This is a genomic window from Clostridium sp. K13, assembly GCF_019734195.1.
Lineage (GTDB): Bacteria > Bacillota > Clostridia > Clostridiales > Clostridiaceae > Clostridium.
This window is the reverse complement of record NZ_JAASHM010000031.1, coordinates 1-18,403: the sequence shown is the minus strand read 5'-3', so window position 1 is coordinate 18,403 and position 18,403 is coordinate 1. Positions and strand designations below refer to the sequence as shown.

Sequence of the window (18,403 nt, the reverse complement as noted above, 5' to 3'; positions counted from 1 at the left end):
TATTTTTACAAAAATTAAAATCATTTAATTAAAATAATATACAATATTTTCATAAAATTATATAATTTAAATAGTGGGGGTGAATCATGGATATTTTAAAAGAAACAAAACTTATAAGCAATTATATAATTTCATTAAGAAAGGATTTTCATAAGTATCCTGAATTAAGTATGGAGGAGCATAGAACATCTAAAAGGATTAAGGAAGAGTTAGATAAAATAGGTGTTGAATATGAAGATGGAATAAAAACAGAAGTAGTTGCAACTATTGGTAAGGGAGAAGGTAGGGTAATAGCTTTAAGGGCAGATATGGATGCTTTAAGAATACAAGAAAATACTGATGTTAGATATGCTTCGGTAAATAGTGGAGTAATGCATGCGTGTGGACATGATGCACATATGGCATCATTACTTGGGGCAGCTATGATATTAAAAAAATATGAGGATAGTATCCCAGGAAAAATTATTATTGTATTTCAACCATCTGAAGAAAATTCATGTGGGGCAAAGTTAATTACTGAACAGGGTTATTTAGATGAGGCAGATGAAATTTTTGGATTACATGTGTTTGGAGATATAGAATGTGGTAAAATCTCTATTGAAGAAGGACCTAGAATGGCTGCATCAAATAAGTTTACTATAAAAATTACTGGTAAATCGGGACATGCAGGAAAACCACATCAATGTGTTGATGCAACTTTGGTTTGTGCTGCAATAGTAATGAACTTACAATCTATAATTAGTAGAGAAATAAATCCTGTAAATTCAGCAGTAGTAACTATAGGACATATTAAATCTGGAGAAACACATAATATTATTTCAGGTGAGGCTATAATTGAGGGAACAATAAGAACTTTTAATGCATCAACAGCAAAGCATATACAAACATCAATTAAAAGAATCGCATATAGCACTGCATTAGCATATGGATCTACTGCTACTGTTGAGTATGATGTAGCACATCATCCAGCCGTAATTAATGATGCAGGTGCAGTAAAAACTGCTTTAGATGCTGCAAAGAAAATATTTAACGAAGAAGATATCATAAAGGTACCAAGAATGATGCTTGGAGAAGATTTTTCAATATATCAAAAAAGAATTCCAGGTGTATTTGTGTTTGTAGGAGCTGGTAATGAAGAAATAGGTAGGGATTATCCTAATCATAATGATAAATTTAATATAGATGAAAAAGCAGTGTTAATAAGTACAGAATTATATGTTGCTTATGCTTTAGAAGCTACTGTTAAAGAGCCGAGAAGACATCTTTTTCATCATTAATTAAGGAGCGAAATTTATGGAATTAGAAATTTTAAGACATATTCAAAGTATAGCAAATCCATTTTTTGATTTTTTATTTCAACTTATAACTATGTGTGGAGAGCAAATAGTATTAATTTCAATAATATCAATTATTTATTGGGCATTAGATAAAAAGTTCGGGGAATATATAGCATATTCTGTTTTAACTAGTGTACTTTTAAATAATGCAGTAAAAGATATATTTAAGATGAAAAGACCAATAGGGGAAGAGGGGATTAGAACTTTAAGAGAGAAAACAGCAACAGGATATTCATTTCCAAGTGGCCATACTCAAAGTTCAGCTTCATTTTATGGTGCTATGGCAATTTATCTAAAGAAAAAAGCAATGTATATTATTGCAACTATAATGATTATATCAATAGGATTTTCAAGATTATACTTAGGAGTTCATTATCCAAAGGATGTTATAGTTGGAGGGATTTTAGGGGTATTAACATCATTAATATGCTATAAGCTATATAATAGATTTGAAAATAAAATGTTATTATATGTAATAACATTTATAGTGTTTATTCCAGCATTAACTTTTGCACATTCAGCAGACTTTATTAAAGGTATGGGAACTTATTTAGGGTTTGTAATTGGAATGTATATTGAAAAGAAATATGTTAATTTCTCTATTGAAGGAAGCACTACAGTTAAAGTCATAAGAGTATTATTAGGTATATCAATATTACTTGTATTGCAGGTTGGATTAAAAGCAATATTTCCAAGTGAAACTATATTTTCATTTATAAGATATGCATTAATTAGTTTTGTTGGAATAGGAATATATCCTATGATATTTAAGAAATTTAAATTTTAAAGTATGCTTCGGAGGCGTAATAAATTAGTAAAGTATTATATAACTAATTTTAAAGTTCCTCCGAGGCATTTTTTAATGAAAATTATGGTGAAATTAGTGTTGAGATTATATGAGGGGGTTAGGATTATGAAAACAGTAGCAATAATTGGTGCAGGACAACGAGGACAAGATATTTATGGGGAATTTATAAAAAATAATAGTAATTTAGGAAAAGTAGTAGCAGTTGTTGAGCCAAATGATTTTAGAAGAGAAAAGATAAAACTTGAACATAATATAAGAACAGAAAATGTATTTGATAATATTGAAGATTTCTTTAAAAGAGAAAAATTAGCTGATGTAGTTATAATATCAACATTAGACAGACAACATTATGAACCAGTTATGAAGGCTTTAGATAAGGGATATAATATTTTATTAGAAAAACCAATGTCAATAAATAAAGAAGAGTGCATGGATATGGTTAATAAGTCTGAAGAAAAAGGTTTATTATTAATGGTTTGCCATGTATTAAGATATACAAGCTTCTTTAAGAATTTAAAAGAAATAGTTGATAGTGGTGAAATAGGTGATATTATAACTATTCAACATAATGAAAATGTTGGTGCCTTCCATATGGCTCATAGCTTTGTAAGGGGGAATTGGAGAAATTCAGAAGAGACATCTTCTATAATATTGCAAAAAAGTTGTCATGATTTAGATATTTTATCCTGGATTGTTGGAAGTAAATGTGATAGTGTTGCATCTTTTGGAGAGTTAACGTTTTTTAATAAAAAACATAAGCCTAAGGGGGCAGCAGATAGGTGCATAAATTGTAATATTGATAATTGTATGTTTGATGCAAGAAAAATATATTTAGATGTTATTGGTAAATGGCCTGCAACAGTAGTAAGTAATATTCAAACTAAAGAGGGAATATTATCTCAATTAGAAAAAAATAATTATGGTAGATGTGTATTTGAGTGTGATAATAATGTATGTGATCATCAAAGTACTATTTTAAAGTTTGAAAATGGAGTAACTGCTACTTTTAACTTATCAGGATTTACAGATGAAATATCAAGAACTATTAAAATTATGGGAACCAAAGGTGAAATAAGAGGTCATGAAGGAAGAAATGAAATTGAAGTAGTTAAATTTAGATCAAATGTAAAAGAGAAAAAAAATATTAAACTTTATAATATTGAAAAAGCAAATACTGGTCATAATGGGGGAGATGGAGGATTAATGATTGAATTATTTAAACTTCTAGAAAGTGGAGGTAGGGATTCTTTATCGAGTGGTAGAAAATCATTGGAAAGCCACCTTATGGCATTTGCTGCAGAGGAATCAAGATTAAGTGGAAAAGTTATAAATTTAGATTAGGTTAATAGATAGAGTGTTTATAAATAAAAAATAGCCCTAGTTTATAAGAATAAATTTCTTATAAAAACTAAGGCTATTTTTATGAATTTAATATTAAATATTTTACTTAGGAGTAGTATACTAAATTATTTTAAGGCTTTTTCAAGCGTTTTTAATCTAGATATATAAGCTTCAGTATTTGTAATTTCATTTTTAGCAATTTCCTTAACTAAATCACTTTTTGCACATTTATTATCAATAGATGATAAGTCACGTGATGCTTGTAAAATTGCTATTGCTTCTTTAATATATGTTACTTCATTACTATCAGAAGCATTAATTTGAGATAAATCTTTTTTTAATTTATCAATAATTGTTTTATATTGCTTTATATACTCAGTATCTTCTTTAAGTAAATTTTTATCTTTACCATAAGTGTCAATTAATTTAGAAAGTTCAATTCTCATTTCTTTTAACTCACCAGTATAGTTATCAATTATATCATCAGTGATATCAATCAATTCTGGATTACTGGAATAACTTTCTATATTATTAGTAGTAAATAATATTGCTCTATGTAAAAGAATTTCCTCCCCAAGATAATCTATACAAACACTTCCAGAACCTTGAAGTTTAGAGAGTTTATCTACTATTCCAGTAAGATAATCAGATGTAACTTCATAATATGGATCATCTATAAATTGTGAGTAGGGGTTTTCTGTAGTAGCTGCAGAAACAGTTAAACTACAAAGCATTATAGACATAAAAGTTAATAATGCTAAAAAAGAATTTATAAATCTCTTCATTAGTTTCACTCCTTAAATTATTAATAATATTTAGTATGGGTAAAAAATAAAATTTTATTTATTCTAAATAAAATTAGTGTATAAAATAGGGTAGTTAATTCACTACCCTGTTCGGATTAGTTATTTTTTTTCAAAGCTACCACAATCAGTACATTCTTTACTTGATACACAACCTGAATGAGTAACAACTTGGATTTTATTTAATGTACAATAGTTATCTTCTGTACAATGAAATTTACATTCAGTAACAGTGCAACCGATACTATCATTATGTTTCATAATTAATTCTCCTTTTATATTAAGCAAATCATAAATAATATAATATTTTACTATTAAATTAATTATAATATTGCTTTACTATACCATTATATTTTAACCCTAAAATTTTAAAATATTCTTTAGAATAAAATGAAAAAAATATTGATGATAATAATTAGGATATTAATGCTTTTATTAGGAAAAGTAATAATATATGCAAAAAAATAATATTTTTTTATTTATAGTTTAAATAAGTTTAAGAGGTTAATTATATGAGTAAATTAAAATGGAATTTAATTTTAAATAAGAGAAGAATAAAAGATTATAAATCTTCTAAAAAGGGAATAGACAGTAGAGGTGAATTTGAAAATGATTATGATAGAATTTTATTTAGTGCATCATTTAGAAGGCTTCAAGATAAGGCACAGGTATTCCCATTAGAAAAATTAGATTTTGTTAGAACAAGATTGACTCATTCTTTAGAAGTATCTTCTATTGCTAAATCTTTGGGAAGAAGTATTGGTAATGAACTTATAAATATTACTAAGAATAGTGATGATGAAGTAAGTAAAGAAGATGTAGATGATATATGTAATATTCTTTCTTGTGCAGGATTAATTCATGATTTAGGTACTCCTCCTTTTGGACATTTTGGAGAGGAAGCAATAAGAGAATGGTTTAAAGATAAATTACATGAAAATGGAGATGATACATACACATTTGATGGGGATGAATATTTAGGAGTTAAGAAATTAAGGATATCCTTTGGTAATTTAGAAAAGGTAAAAGATAAATAGGGAAAAAGGTGAAAATTTAAATATTGAATTAGTTTGACGGGGGAGAATGTTAAAATTACAATAATAGTTAGATATCTAATAATTAGATATCTAACTATTATTTAAGGAGGTAAGTTTTATGAATGATGGAGTATTAATTAAAATATTTATGCAGTTAAAAAGAGTTCATCGTAGGAGATGTCTTGATGGATTTAGAAAGTTTGAAATTTCAAAGGGACAACCTAAGATTTTAAATTATTTAGCTGAAAATGATGGGAGTATTCAAAGGGAGATAGCTAAAAATTGTAATATCGAGCCTGCAACAGTTACAAGTATTTTAGCTACTATGGAAAAGTCGGGTTTTATTGAAAGAAAGCTTAATGAGGAAGATAGAAGAATTATTAATGTGTATTTAACTGAAAAGGGAAAAGAAACACAAAGGAATTGTCAAGATGTTATTTGTGAAATTGAAAAGGAATGCTTTGCAGGATTTTCAGATGAAGAAAAAGAGCAGGCAAAAGTGCTTTTTGAGAGAATGTATAACAATTTAAATAGAGAGGATGAAAATATAAATGTATAAGTTACTTAAATATATTAAGGGTAGTGCAATTATATATGCTATATTAGCACCTTTAATGATGTTTATTGAAGTTATAATGGACTTAAATCAGCCAAAGCTTATGTCTGATATTATAGATATTGGGGTTGCTAATGGGGATATTCATTATGTTTTAACAATTGGATTTAAAATGATAATAGTAGCTATAATTGGAATACTAGGTGGTATGCTTTGTGGTTTCTTTTCAACATTAGCTTCAATGAATATGGGAAAAAATATGAGGCAAGGTTTATTTGATAAAATACAAAGTTTATCATTTTTAGAAATAGACAAGTTTAAAACATCATCACTTATTACAAGATTAACAAATGATGTTACACAAGTTCAAAATATGGTTATGATGGCTCTTAGGGGAATGGTAAGATCACCTCTTATTTGCTTAGGTGGTATTATAATGTCTCTTAGTATTAGTGTAAAATTATCAATGATATTTTTAGTAGCAATTCCACTAATAGTACTAAGTGTAGCTTTAATTACATCAAAATCTATTCCATTTTTTACGGACATGCAAAGAAAAATAGATAATGTAAATTTAGTTATGAGAGAAAATTTACTTGGAATTAGAGTTATTAAGGCATTCAATATTGAAAATAAGATAAAACAAAGGTTTGGACAGGCTAATGATGATTTAATGACAACTAGTATTAAAGCTCAAAGTGTAACTATACTTTTATGGCCACTTGTTACTTTAATAATGAATTTAAGTGTTGTTGCAGTACTTTGGTTTGGTGGAAATTATGTTAATAATGGTTCTTTAGAAATAGGAAAAATTATGGCCTTTATTAATTACCTAGTTCAAATAATGAGTTCTTTAAACATGTTGGTAATGATTATCATTAACTTTTCTAGAGCTAAAGTATCAGCAACTAGAATTAATGAAGTACTAGATGTAGAATCATCAATAAAAGATAAAGTAGAAACAAAAGAAATAAATAAATTTGATATAGAATTTAAAGATGTTTATTTTAGATACAATAAAGATGGAGATTACGTATTAAAGGGAATATCATTTAAGGTCAATGAGGGAGAGAAAATAGGTATTATAGGGGCTACTGGTAGTGGTAAAAGTTCATTAATATCACTTATTCCAAGATTATATGATGTAACTCATGGTTCTGTAATGATTGGTAATGAGGATGTTAGAAATCTAAAAATAAAAGAATTAAGAAAAATTATTGGTGTTGTTCTTCAAGATACAACTCTTTTCTCAGGAAGTATTGCAGATAACTTAAGATTTGGAAAAGAGGATGCAACTAAAGAAATGATGGAAAGTGCAGCTATTGATGCGCAAGCCTCTGAATTTATAAGTCAAAATAAAGAAGGTTATGATAGGGAAGTTGGGCAAAGAGGTAAGAGTTTATCTGGTGGACAAAAACAAAGAGTATCTATTGCAAGAACTTTAATTAAAGATCCTAAAATATTAATATTAGATGATTCAAGTAGTGCTTTAGATATGGCAACAGAAGCTAAATTACAAAAGTCTATTAAAAATAGAATGAAGGATACTACTGTTTTACTTATAGCGCAAAGAATTTCAGCAGTAATGGATTCAGATAAGATATTAGTATTAGATAATGGAGAAATTGTGGCAATTGGAACTCATAATGAGTTAATTAGAAATTGTGAAATATATAGAAGTATTGCAATATCACAATTAGGAGGGGAGGCAGTTTTAAATGTCGACTAAAGGAACAATACAGATGAGACCCGGCGGTAGCCCTCATCAATTACATGGTAAAAAGGCAGAAAAAATTAAAGATTTTAAAGGTACAGTACAAAGATTAATTGGATATTTAATTGAAAAGAAATTAAGTGTTTTAATAGTATTTATTTTATGCTTTGTAACTACTTTAATAAGTATTTTTGGAACAAGATTAAATGGATATACAATAGATAATTTTATAGAAACTGGAGATATGAAGGGGCTAGCATTTATTTGCATAATATTAGTTTTAATGTATCTAGCAAATATTTTTTCAACATACTATCAAAATATAGTAATGATTAAAATAGCACAAAGAGTTTCAGCAAGAATAAGAAAAGATTTATTTGAAAGTCTTCAAAAGCTACCACTTAAGTATTTTGATACCCATTCAAGTGGAGATTTAATGAGTAGACTTACAAATGATGTTGATAATATAAATACAACATTGTCTCAAAGTGTAACGCAATTATTTTCAGGAGTAATTAATATTATTGGTATGTTTATCGCAATGCTTATATTAAATCCTATACTAACTTTAATAGGAATGATAACAGTACCTTTAACATTTATAACTACAAAATTATTAGCTAAAAAGACTCAAAGATTTTTTGTAAAACAACAAAAGGAACTTGGAAGTTTAAATGGATATATTGAAGAAATGGTATCTGGTCAAAAAGTTGTTTTATTATTTTCTGAAGAAGAAAAAGTAAAAGAAGAGTTTGGTAAAATAAATGAAAGACTTACTAAAAGTGCAATAATAGCACAAGGAGTTTCTTCATTTATGGGCCCTATAAATAATTTTATAAATAATATTTCATATTTAATAATATCAGTTGCAGGTGGATATTTAATTTTAAAAGGGCACTCCATTACAGTTGGTGTAGTTTTTTCATTCTTATTATATATGAGAAATTTTACACGTCCAATAAATGAAATAATGAATCTGTTTAACACTATTCAAAGTGCTTTAGCTGGAGCTGAAAGAGTTTTTGAAGTAATTGATGAAGATAAAGAGCAAGATAAAGAAAGTGCAAAGAATATTGATAACATAGAAGGTCATGTAGAGTTAAAAAATGTAACTTTTTCTTATGAAGAGGGAAAAGAAATATTAAAAAATGTATCCATAGAAGCGAAGAATGGTGAGGTTATTGCAATTGTTGGACCAACAGGTGCTGGAAAAACGACAATAATTAATTTATTAACTAAATTTTATGATATTGATAGTGGAGATATATTAATAGATGGAAAAAATATTAATGAAATAACTAGGGAAAGCTTAAGAAAAACAGTATCTATGGTTCTTCAAGACACTTATCTATTTTCAGAAAGTGTTAGTGATAATATAAGATATGGAAGATTAGATGCTAGTGATGAAGATGTTATAAAAGCTGCTAAAATGGCAGATGCACATCACTTTATAAAACAACTTCCAGAAGGATATAATACTGTTTTATCAGATAATGGAGGAAATTTATCTCAAGGACAAAGACAGCTATTAGCAATTGCAAGGGCAATACTTTCTAATGCATCAATATTAATATTAGATGAGGCTACATCTTCTATTGATACAAGAACAGAAGTATTAATTCAAAATGCTATGCTTAAATTAATGGAAGGAAAAACAACCTTTGTTATAGCTCATAGATTAAGTACTATTAGAAATGCAGATAAAATTTTAGCTTTAAAAGATGGAGAAATTATAGAGAGTGGAACACATGATGAACTTTTATCTAAAGATGGATTTTATGCTAATTTATATAATAGTCAATTTAAAAATGGAACCGAAATTTAGATAAATTTCGGGTTGACCCAAGGGTTAATATAATTATTGAAGATGATATGTAAATACTCACAAAATAGTTTCAAAAAAGTTTATGGTATAATTATTAAATTAAAATATTTTAATGGATTATTGGGGTGTAGAATATATATAATATTGAAAATTTTGAAGTAGAAATAAAAGAATTAAATAGAAAAAAATAGTTAGAGTATATTTACCTAATGATTGTGATGAAAATTTATATAAGCATTATAAGGTTATGTATATGCATGATGGACATAATCTGTTTTATAAAGAAACTTCAGCTTTTGGAGGTATATAGGATATTCAAAGTGCTATGAATAATAGCTAGAAGTATGGAAATGATGGTATTATAGTTGTTGGTATAGACTGCAATAATGAAACAATTTCAGGTAGACTTGATGAATATTCACCATGGATAAATGAAAAGCTTAGAAAGCTTATGTTGAATTTATAAAGGAAAATTATAAAAGTAATATGAAGATTTATTTAGATTCAAGAACTAAAGAAACATATGATAATGCAGTTACTGAATTTAATGTAATTTATGTTAATCTGAAGAGTCTTGGAAAAGAAGATTTCCAGGATTTTTAGAGTGGATTTTAGAAAAATAATAAGTTGAGTTGATGAAAGGATATCTAAACGAACTATTTCCTGTAAATTAGACAGGGGTAGTTTTAATTTAGGTATCTTTTTTTATTTTAATTTATATTTTATTAGAAATAATTTTAGTTTATAATTAAAAATAAATTATTATATAAAAACAAAGGAGAAAAGGTATGATAGTAATGTGCCCAGGTTGCTCAGGAATAGATCTTGATGTAATTAAGAGAGAATTTAAAGATGAAAAAATAGTATGTGGCTGTATTGGAGAATGTGGCGGAAGAATGGATGAAACTATAGTTGCTATGGTTAATGGCGAGTTTGTTGAATCTAGAAGCGAATCAGAGTTTATTATTAAGACAAGATCAATACTAAATTCTAAGTAATACTTGAAATATATTGCGAAGGAAAATAAAAGTTAAGGGCCTAGCGACCAAGTTAAATTGGTTAATATAGCTTACGCTCATTAACCATAGGTAAGTGTTTGCTAACGCAAACGTTAAAGAGTTAAGGATGAAATTACTTTGTAATTTCTTTGAATATATATTTTAGAAACTTCGTAAGGAGTTTCTTCCTTAACTAGCCGCAAGGCTCTTACCATTGATGTAGTCAATTTTTAACCTTTTTGAACTAGCGAAGAGCTGTTCAAAAAACTTAACCGGTCGAAGGCCCTTAACTAAATAAATTGCTTCGCACTTTAGTTAATGTATTTTTCTAAAAAATTTTCAACTGTTTCCCAATATAATTTAGGGTTAACATAGCTAGCCCTAGCATGTTTAGCTCCAGGTATAATTAACTTTTCTTTTTCTACTGGAGAGGCATTATATAATTCATCAAGCATAAAAAATGGAACGAAGCTATCTTTATCTCCATGAATAAAAAGTGTTGGAGTTATTGAGTTTTTTATTTGTTTAATAGGTGAGGCTTCACTAATAAAATATCCAGAACGTAGTTTACAAATAATACTTGCAGTATGCATCATAGGGAATGATGGTAATTTAAATAATGCTTTTAATTGATAAGCAAATTGACTCCAAGTAGATGTATATCCACAATCTTCTATTATTGCTTTAACATTGCTAGGTAGTTTTTCACCAGAAGTACTCATAACAGTTGCAGCTCCCATGGAAACACCAAAAAGAACAATTTGAGAATCTTTAAAGTTATCATTAATGTAATTTATCAAATCAATAATATCAAATCTTTCATCCCATCCCATTCCTATATAAGTTCCTTCACTTTTACCATGACCTCTTAAGTCAGGAATTATAATATTGTATCCCATATCATAAAAATTTTGTGCATAAGAAGCCATGTATGTACCTTGTGAGGTATATCCATGAACAGCTATAACCCATTTATTAGATTTGTTTTCATTTTTTATTAGAAAATTGTGTAGCTTTAAATTATCTTTGGAATTAATAAATAAGTCTTCATAGTTACTATATTTAAGTAACCAAGTTTTACTGTCTATAGTACTAACTCCACTAGTTTCACTTTGTTTTGTTTCTTCATCAGTATTGCTTTTAAATATTAAATCTTTTGGATGTTTTGGATTTATACCTAAGTTATATAAGTAATTTCCACCATAGCAAATTACTATTATTAAAGCTGTAAGTATAATACATAATAAAATTATTATGATTTCCTTCATATGTTCACCTCTAAAATAGAATTTTTATATTAATTATATCATGAAAGATAGGATAGTATGTGTTAAGAAATCTTTAAAAAGAAGTATATTTTAAATCTAACAAATCTAGTTACTATTGAAGCGATAGAACCTATTTTCTTAAATTAACAGATAGAACAAATTATAAAACTTAATATATCATTAGAAATTAAAAAGAGCACCTTATTTAAGTAAAGTACTCTTTTGATATATATTTTATTTTCCACTATCTCCATAATTAGAAAGAACTCTAGCGCTTGGATCATTAATATTACAACCAGACCATTCTCTATTTGGCATCCAGAAGTTCTTAATCCATTTAGCATTTCCAGAATAATATTTTTCGAAAGTATCCCTATAAAGAAGAGATTCCTTAGTGAAAGGAGTGCAATATTCATATTTTTCTTTAGCCAACTCAAGATCAGCATCACTATATTTTTCTTCAGCATATTCCTTTAAATAATCAACAAGAGAATGACCAACAGCGTCACTAAAGGCTGCCTTCTCACGATAAAGTAAGTCATTAGGTAAATAATATTCTCCTTCAAATGCCTTTCTTAATAAGTACTTACCTTTATTATAAGTATTCATTTTTGTTGCAGGATTAATACTCATTATATAATTAACAAAATCAATATCAGCAAAAGGAACTCGTCTTTCTAAAGCATGAGCAGAAATACATCTATCAGCTCTTAAAACATCATACATATACAATTCTTTTATTCTCTTTTGAGATTCTTTTGGGAATTCACTTGGAGATGGTGCAAAGTCAGTATATTTATATCCAAATAATTCATTACTAACTTCACCAGTTAAAATAACCTTTAAATCAGTATTTTCATGAATATACCTACATAATAAATACATTCCTATACTAGCTCTAATAGTAGTAATATCAAAGGTTTCTAAATGATAAATAACCTCTTCTAAAGAGTTTAAAACATCATCTTTAGTTATTATAACTTCAGTATGATCTGTTCCTAAAAATTCAGCAGCTTGTTTTGCATATTTTAAATCTATAGGATCACTTTCCATTCCGATAGCAAAAGTTTTAATTGGCTTATTAATAAGTTTTTGAGCAATAGAACATACAAGGGAAGAATCTAAGCCTCCACTTAATAAATATCCAATAGGTGCATCTGCATGAAGTCTTTTTTCTACGGCAGATATAAGCTTAGTTTTAATATTAGTAAATATAACATTTAAATTATCATTATTAATAAACTTTGGGTCGGATAAATCATTATAACAAATAAACTGGCCATCCTTATAATAATGACCAGGAGGAAATGGCATAATATCCTCACAATAATCAATTAATGCCTTTGCTTCACTTGCAAAAGAAATTTTATGATCTTCTTTTGTATATCCATAAAACATAGGTCTAATTCCCATAGGATCTCTAGCAGCCATTATAGAATTAGTTTCATTATCATATAAAACTAAAGAAAATTCAGCATCAAGCATTTTACACATTATTTCAATACCATATTTATAGTATAAAGGAATTAAAATTTCACAATCACTGTTTGAATGAAAGGTATATTCGTTTGATAATAATTCTTTTAAAGATTGATAATTATAAACCTCTCCATTACAAACAAGTTCACATGAATTATATTTAAAGGGTTGATTTCCATTAGAAGATAAATCCATTATTGATAGACGGTTAAAGCCCCATGATAAACTTATCATCACCTTTGATGATATTTTATAAAAAACTATTTGTTAAATTATATTATAAATGGTATTAAAATGAAAAAACTTTAAAAAATATATAAATCTAATAATAAAGTAATGTGAAAAATGTAATTATAAAATTGGTGAGCCAGAGTATAACAGTTGAATATAATAAATTGTATATTTAAATATGCAATTTACTATATCAAGAGAGGGGAAATTAAGGTGAGCAATTTAGAAAGGGGTAATGAAATAGATAAAAAAATAAATATATTATCCAGCACTAATACTATAAATTCTAAGTTACAACAAGCTATATTAATTGCTAAAGGAGTTTGGGTTGAAAGCATAGGTGATATGGAAAGTCTAACAGGCTATTTAGATTTATCATTATCTAATACTGGGATATCTTTAGATAATTTGGATGGATTAAAGTATGCAACTAATATAGGTCAATTATATCTTACGGATAATGAGATAAGTGATATTAGTGAGTTATATTGGTTAGAACAATTAACATGGTTAGAAATTAATAAAAATAAAATTAAAGATATAACGCCTATTACTAATCTAAGAAATTTACAAGGATTAAATATAAGTAACAATCCAATAAGTAATATAAGTTCATTTGAAAATCTTAAATTTTTAAAGGTTCTTAGAATGAGAAATATTTCTAAGGATCTTATAGAATTAGAAGCTTTTTCTTTAGCTAGCTTAAATAATATAGAAACATTGGATTTAAGTGATAATGGTATAAAAAGTATTATTAATAATAATGGAGAATAATTACTTCCTAACTTATCAGGACTACTTTCAGTGGGATTATCTAAAAATCAAATAAAATCAATTTCACTATTAAGAAATTTAGAAAAGATTATATATTTATATTTAAATAATAACTATATTAGTGATATTACAGTAATCAGAAATAAATATACAATTACTACATTGTATTTAAGTTTTAATAATATAAATGATATATCAACAATATCAACCTTATATAATTTAAAAAATTTATATATGGATAATAATGGAGTTAATGATTTGAGTTTGTTATCTAATAATATAAATTTAGAGAGGTTATCTTTAAATAGTAACAATATTAGTAATGTGGAACCTCTTAAAAATCTAATGGCTTTGTTAATATTAAACTTAGACAATAATAAAATATTATCTATAGAACCATTATCACATCTTAAAAATTTAACAAGCTTATCAATAGATAATAACTTTATTAGTAATATTTATTTCCTTAGTGATATTGAAGGATTGAGATTTCCGTACAATGGAGTAAAAGCTAATTATCAAAATATAAAAATTCAAAGCCCGCCAATAATAAATGGGACTTGTATTTTAGATATTAATACTATATTAAGAGATATAGATAATACTGTCCCTAAAATAAAAAATATACAACCAATGTATTATAGTGAAAATAATAATATTATAGGATGGAGTGGTGTTACAGAAGATGATGATTTAACATTTGATTTTTCAAATGGCACTTATATCAATAATATAGCTAGTAATGTATTTTTTTCAGGAACTATATTATTAGTTATCTTCATTAATTTTATAGATAATAATTTAGAAGGTATGTTGATAGTGATACTAAATAAAACAAGTGATACTAGAATAACTAATAAAGATATGTTGACTTTAAAGAATATTAATTTGTCAGGTGGAAATATTAGTGATTTAACGGGGTTAGAATATGCTAAAAATGTTGAATATCTAGATATATCAAATAATAATATAAAAAGTATAAATCAACTATCAAATATGAAACTTTTAGATAAAATAAATATAAGTGGAAATAACATTTATGATTTAAGTCCATTATTTGAATTAGAATATTTAAGTGAGGTAGTAAGCATTAATCAAAGAGTAAGCTATCCAGTTCAAAAGATAGGAGTAGACGGCATTGTAAAAGTATCTTTAGATTTATTAGGTTGTGCTAAGTCTTATACAGCCAATATATCTAGGATTTCTGATGGTGGATATAGGAAAGATAATGAAATTATTTGGAGTAAAGTAGAACCAAATAGTATTTTAAATTTTAATTATGAAATACAACTTAATTTAGATAAAGATATTAAAAATACAAGAAGTAAAATTAATATTATTACTACATCAGGATATGCAGAAGTTCCAACAGTTAGCAATAATGTTATGAGAGGAATAAATATATTTAGTTATAAAGCAATAAAATATAAAGGAGAAAATATTAATGATAGGTGACTTAGTAGTCACTTCCGGAAAGGTAAAATATAAATATAAAGTTGAAACAAATAATGCTGATGATAACTGCATATTGGATTCCAGTAAAGGATATATATATGTGTTTCCTCAAAGTGAAAGATATATTGTAACATTAAATTATTTTATTGAGGGGAAATTATCGAAAAATTCAGTAATTAGTAATATAACTACAGATATTATAGTTTCTAATAAATCAGTTAATTCAGAAGGGTATTTGATTATTAATGGATTTATAAAACAAGTTATAACCTATAAAAATGGAAGTGATTCTTTAATAAAAAGATTAAGAACTAATGTTGAGTTTACTAATAAATTATGTAAGGTTATTGGTGAGGTACCTACTGTTACAATAGATAGTAATAGTATATACACATCGTATTATTTTGAGGGAAATAATCAAGTAGTTATAGTTATTAAAGCAATAGTTAATTTAAAGTATGAGGTGTAATAATGAAAAAGACTGTTGAGATTATATATACTTTAGATATGAGATTAATAAAGCCAGAGCAATTAGAATGGATTTCAATTAATAAAGATGATATAGAAGCTTCTTGTATTACTATTGGAGAAGTTGTAAATGTTAATATAGTATTATGGGAATCATATCGAATAGATACAGGTCAATGTGATCAAGATAATGGACTTGAATATCTTATAGGAGAAGAGTCAATTGAGTATAATATCATATATAATGATATTGGGTTTCAACCAACAAAAGTAAATATAGATGGTGTTAGCTGGACACATAAAATAGATAATAATACTGGAGATGTAATTGTAACTACAATATTAGAATTAGATTTATTATAAATAAATTCATAAAAATATATAGTGTAATATAAGGCTTATAGTTATTAACGTTAAGTAATTATAATGGCTTTATTTTGTTAGATTTTAGAATGTAACTATCCTATGATAAATTGGGATAGTTTTTTTATTAAAATAATTATCCATACAAAGTTAAATTTATTATTTTAAAATTATTAACGTGAAAATAAAAGGTTAAAATTAACAATAGGAGTTTGTTATAGTATTAGTCCTACTTTTTATAGATAAAGAGTAACAAATGATGTACAATATTATGAGATAAGAAAATTAATATTATAAAAAATAGTTGAAAATCAATTTAGGATAGGGAGATTTTAAATGTTATTAAGTGAAATATTAAAAGACTCAAAGTTAGATTATACTTTTACAAATGAAATAGATTATACAAAGATAGATGTTATAGATATTACAAGAGATACAAGACAAGTAGTAAATGGAAGTTTATTTATTGCTGTTATAGGTGCAAAAGTTGATGGACATGATTTAATCAATGAAGCTATAGAAAAAGGCGCAAAGGTTATTATTCATAGTAAGGATATAGAAGATATTAAATCAGGGGTTGCTTATATAAAAGTTAATGATACTAGAGAATGTATGGCTATAATTGCAAAAACATTCTTTAATATTCAAGATAATGATTTAACTTTCTTAGGAGTAACAGGTACTAACGGAAAAACTACATCAACATATATGATGAAACATATTTTAGAGCATGTAGGAAATAAAGTAGGACTTATAGGAACTATCGCTAATTATATCGGTCAAAAAAGAATAGAAACTGCCATGACAACGCCTGAAGCAATTGATTTATTTAGATTGATAAAAGATATGAGAGAAGCAGGATGTACATACTGCTTAATGGAAGTGTCATCTCATGCATCAGCAATGGGAAGAGTAGAAGGGTTAAACTTTAGTAGAGGAATGTTTACTAATTTAACTCAAGATCATATGGATTATCATAAGACTTTTGAAAATTATTATAATGCAAAATTTAAGTTTATAAAAGAAGCTAAATCTACTGTTATAAATTGTGATGATGAATATGGAAAGAGAATGCTAAATACATTACATGAAACTAATAATGAAGATAAAGTTGTAACTTCTTATGGAGTTGAAGATGGATATGTAAGAGCTAAAAATTTAGATTTAGAAGCTAATGGTTCAGAGTTTGATTTATATATTGGTGATGAATTTAAGGGAAGAGTTAAACTTCATATAGCAGGACTTTATAATATATATAATGCATTGGGTGTTATAGGAATGTTAGTAGTTGGTGGATATGTAGCTGTAAAAGATGTTATAGAGGCATTTGACACTATGAAAGCTGTAGATGGAAGATGTGAGAGGGTTTATCATGACAAAATGAAGTGTACTGTTGTAGTTGACTATGCACATACTCCAGATGCTCTTGAAAATATTTTAAAAACTATGAAGGAAGTTACTAAAGGAAAAATAATAACTGTATTCGGTTGTGGTGGAGATAGAGATAAAACAAAGAGACCTATAATGGGAAATATTGCGGCAAAATATAGTGATATAGCTATAGTAACTTCAGATAATCCAAGAACTGAAAATCCAAGACAAATAATTGATGATATCATAGTTGGAATTACAGATAGTCATACAGTAATTGAGGATAGAAAAGATGCCATAGAATATGCTTGTAAAATTGCTAGACCAGATGATATAGTTGTAATTGCAGGAAAAGGACATGAGGATTATCAAATAATTGGAACTGTTAAACATCATTTTAGTGATAAAGAAACAGTTATTAATTACTTTAATAAAATATAATATTTTTTTATAATGGGGCTGTCGCACTAAATAATTAGTGCGAGGCCCCTTTTGCAAAAAAAAAAAATAAATCCCAGACTCTATAAGCCTAGGATTTATGGTAAAATATTTTTCATGCTAACAAAAAAAATCTT

At 26.7% G+C, this 18,403-nt stretch carries 17 protein-coding genes; 13 read left to right on the top strand and 4 right to left on the bottom strand.

Annotated features, from left to right (window positions below):
* The first annotated feature begins 86 nt into the window (after positions 1-86).
* From HCG76_RS14550 to HCG76_RS14540, 3 genes are all read left to right on the top strand, one after another.
* A complete protein-coding gene (locus tag HCG76_RS14550) occupies positions 87-1,277 on the top strand; it encodes a M20 metallopeptidase family protein (RefSeq protein ID WP_221701071.1) in 1,191 nt (396 codons plus the stop codon).
* Between the two features lie 16 nt (positions 1,278-1,293).
* A complete protein-coding gene (locus tag HCG76_RS14545; RefSeq protein WP_221701072.1) occupies positions 1,294-2,124 on the top strand; it encodes a phosphatase PAP2 family protein in 831 nt (276 codons plus the stop codon).
* Positions 2,125-2,250: 126 nt separating this feature from the next.
* Complete coding sequence (locus HCG76_RS14540) at positions 2,251-3,486, top strand: Gfo/Idh/MocA family protein (protein WP_260458157.1); 1,236 nt, start codon at positions 2,251-2,253, stop codon at positions 3,484-3,486.
* 125 nt (positions 3,487-3,611) lie between these two features.
* Here HCG76_RS14540 and HCG76_RS14535 read toward each other — a convergent pair whose 3' ends face one another.
* Together HCG76_RS14535 and HCG76_RS14530 are read right to left on the bottom strand one after the other, a co-directional pair.
* Complete coding sequence (locus tag HCG76_RS14535; RefSeq protein WP_221701073.1) at positions 3,612-4,271, bottom strand: hypothetical protein; 660 nt, start codon at positions 4,269-4,271, stop codon at positions 3,612-3,614.
* A gap of 120 nt (positions 4,272-4,391) precedes the next feature.
* A complete protein-coding gene (locus tag HCG76_RS14530) occupies positions 4,392-4,550 on the bottom strand; it encodes a DUF1540 domain-containing protein (RefSeq protein WP_221701074.1) in 159 nt (52 codons plus the stop codon).
* Positions 4,551-4,801: 251 nt separating this feature from the next.
* On the opposite strand from HCG76_RS14530, the gene HCG76_RS14525 reads away from it, so the two are divergent.
* From HCG76_RS14525 to HCG76_RS14500, 5 genes are all read left to right on the top strand, one after another.
* Positions 4,802-5,326: an HD domain-containing protein gene (locus tag HCG76_RS14525; RefSeq protein WP_221701075.1), complete on the top strand. Its 525-nt coding sequence runs from the start codon at positions 4,802-4,804 to the stop codon at positions 5,324-5,326.
* Between the two features lie 118 nt (positions 5,327-5,444).
* Entirely contained in the window at positions 5,445-5,885 is a 441-nt protein-coding gene (locus HCG76_RS14520) for a MarR family winged helix-turn-helix transcriptional regulator (protein WP_221701076.1), read from the top strand.
* Positions 5,878-7,611, top strand: coding sequence for an ABC transporter ATP-binding protein (locus HCG76_RS14515; RefSeq protein ID WP_221701077.1), 1,734 nt, complete (start codon positions 5,878-5,880; stop codon positions 7,609-7,611). The genes HCG76_RS14520 and HCG76_RS14515 overlap by 8 nt, the downstream gene beginning before the upstream one ends.
* Positions 7,601-9,421 carry an ABC transporter ATP-binding protein gene (locus tag HCG76_RS14510; RefSeq protein ID WP_221701078.1) on the top strand — a complete coding sequence of 607 codons (1,821 nt, stop codon included), beginning with the start codon at positions 7,601-7,603 and terminating at the stop codon, positions 9,419-9,421. The genes HCG76_RS14515 and HCG76_RS14510 overlap by 11 nt, the downstream gene beginning before the upstream one ends.
* Positions 9,422-10,209: 788 nt before the next feature.
* The gene (locus HCG76_RS14500; protein ID WP_221701079.1) at positions 10,210-10,419 is read left to right on the top strand and encodes a DUF1450 domain-containing protein; all 210 of its coding nucleotides are present in this window, start codon (positions 10,210-10,212) and stop codon (positions 10,417-10,419) included.
* A 311-nt stretch (positions 10,420-10,730) separates the two neighbouring features.
* Here the strand turns inward: HCG76_RS14500 and HCG76_RS14495 are convergent, their stop codons facing one another.
* Complete coding sequence (locus tag HCG76_RS14495; RefSeq protein WP_221701080.1) at positions 10,731-11,687, bottom strand: alpha/beta hydrolase; 957 nt, start codon at positions 11,685-11,687, stop codon at positions 10,731-10,733.
* A gap of 234 nt (positions 11,688-11,921) precedes the next feature.
* Positions 11,922-13,400 (bottom strand): asparagine synthase B, encoded by a 1,479-nt coding sequence (gene asnB / locus HCG76_RS14490; protein ID WP_260458158.1) that lies wholly within the window; start codon positions 13,398-13,400, stop codon positions 11,922-11,924.
* A gap of 210 nt (positions 13,401-13,610) precedes the next feature.
* Here asnB and HCG76_RS14485 point away from each other — a divergent pair, with 210 nt between their 5' ends.
* From HCG76_RS14485 to HCG76_RS14465, 5 genes are all read left to right on the top strand, one after another.
* Positions 13,611-14,171: a leucine-rich repeat domain-containing protein gene (locus HCG76_RS14485; RefSeq protein WP_221701081.1), complete on the top strand. Its 561-nt coding sequence runs from the start codon at positions 13,611-13,613 to the stop codon at positions 14,169-14,171.
* Positions 14,172-14,201: 30 nt separating this feature from the next.
* Entirely contained in the window at positions 14,202-15,626 is a 1,425-nt protein-coding gene (locus HCG76_RS19415; protein ID WP_221701082.1) for a leucine-rich repeat domain-containing protein, read from the top strand.
* Positions 15,616-16,095, top strand: a complete 480-nt coding sequence (locus HCG76_RS14475; RefSeq protein WP_221701083.1) for a hypothetical protein — start codon at positions 15,616-15,618, stop codon at positions 16,093-16,095. Before HCG76_RS19415 ends, HCG76_RS14475 begins: the two co-directional genes overlap by 11 nt.
* A gap of 2 nt (positions 16,096-16,097) precedes the next feature.
* The gene (locus HCG76_RS14470; RefSeq protein WP_221701084.1) at positions 16,098-16,457 is read left to right on the top strand and encodes a hypothetical protein; all 360 of its coding nucleotides are present in this window, start codon (positions 16,098-16,100) and stop codon (positions 16,455-16,457) included.
* A 336-nt stretch (positions 16,458-16,793) separates the two neighbouring features.
* Positions 16,794-18,269, top strand: a complete 1,476-nt coding sequence (locus HCG76_RS14465) for a UDP-N-acetylmuramoyl-L-alanyl-D-glutamate--2,6-diaminopimelate ligase (RefSeq protein ID WP_221701085.1) — start codon at positions 16,794-16,796, stop codon at positions 18,267-18,269.
* The last annotated feature ends 134 nt before the right edge of the window (positions 18,270-18,403 follow it).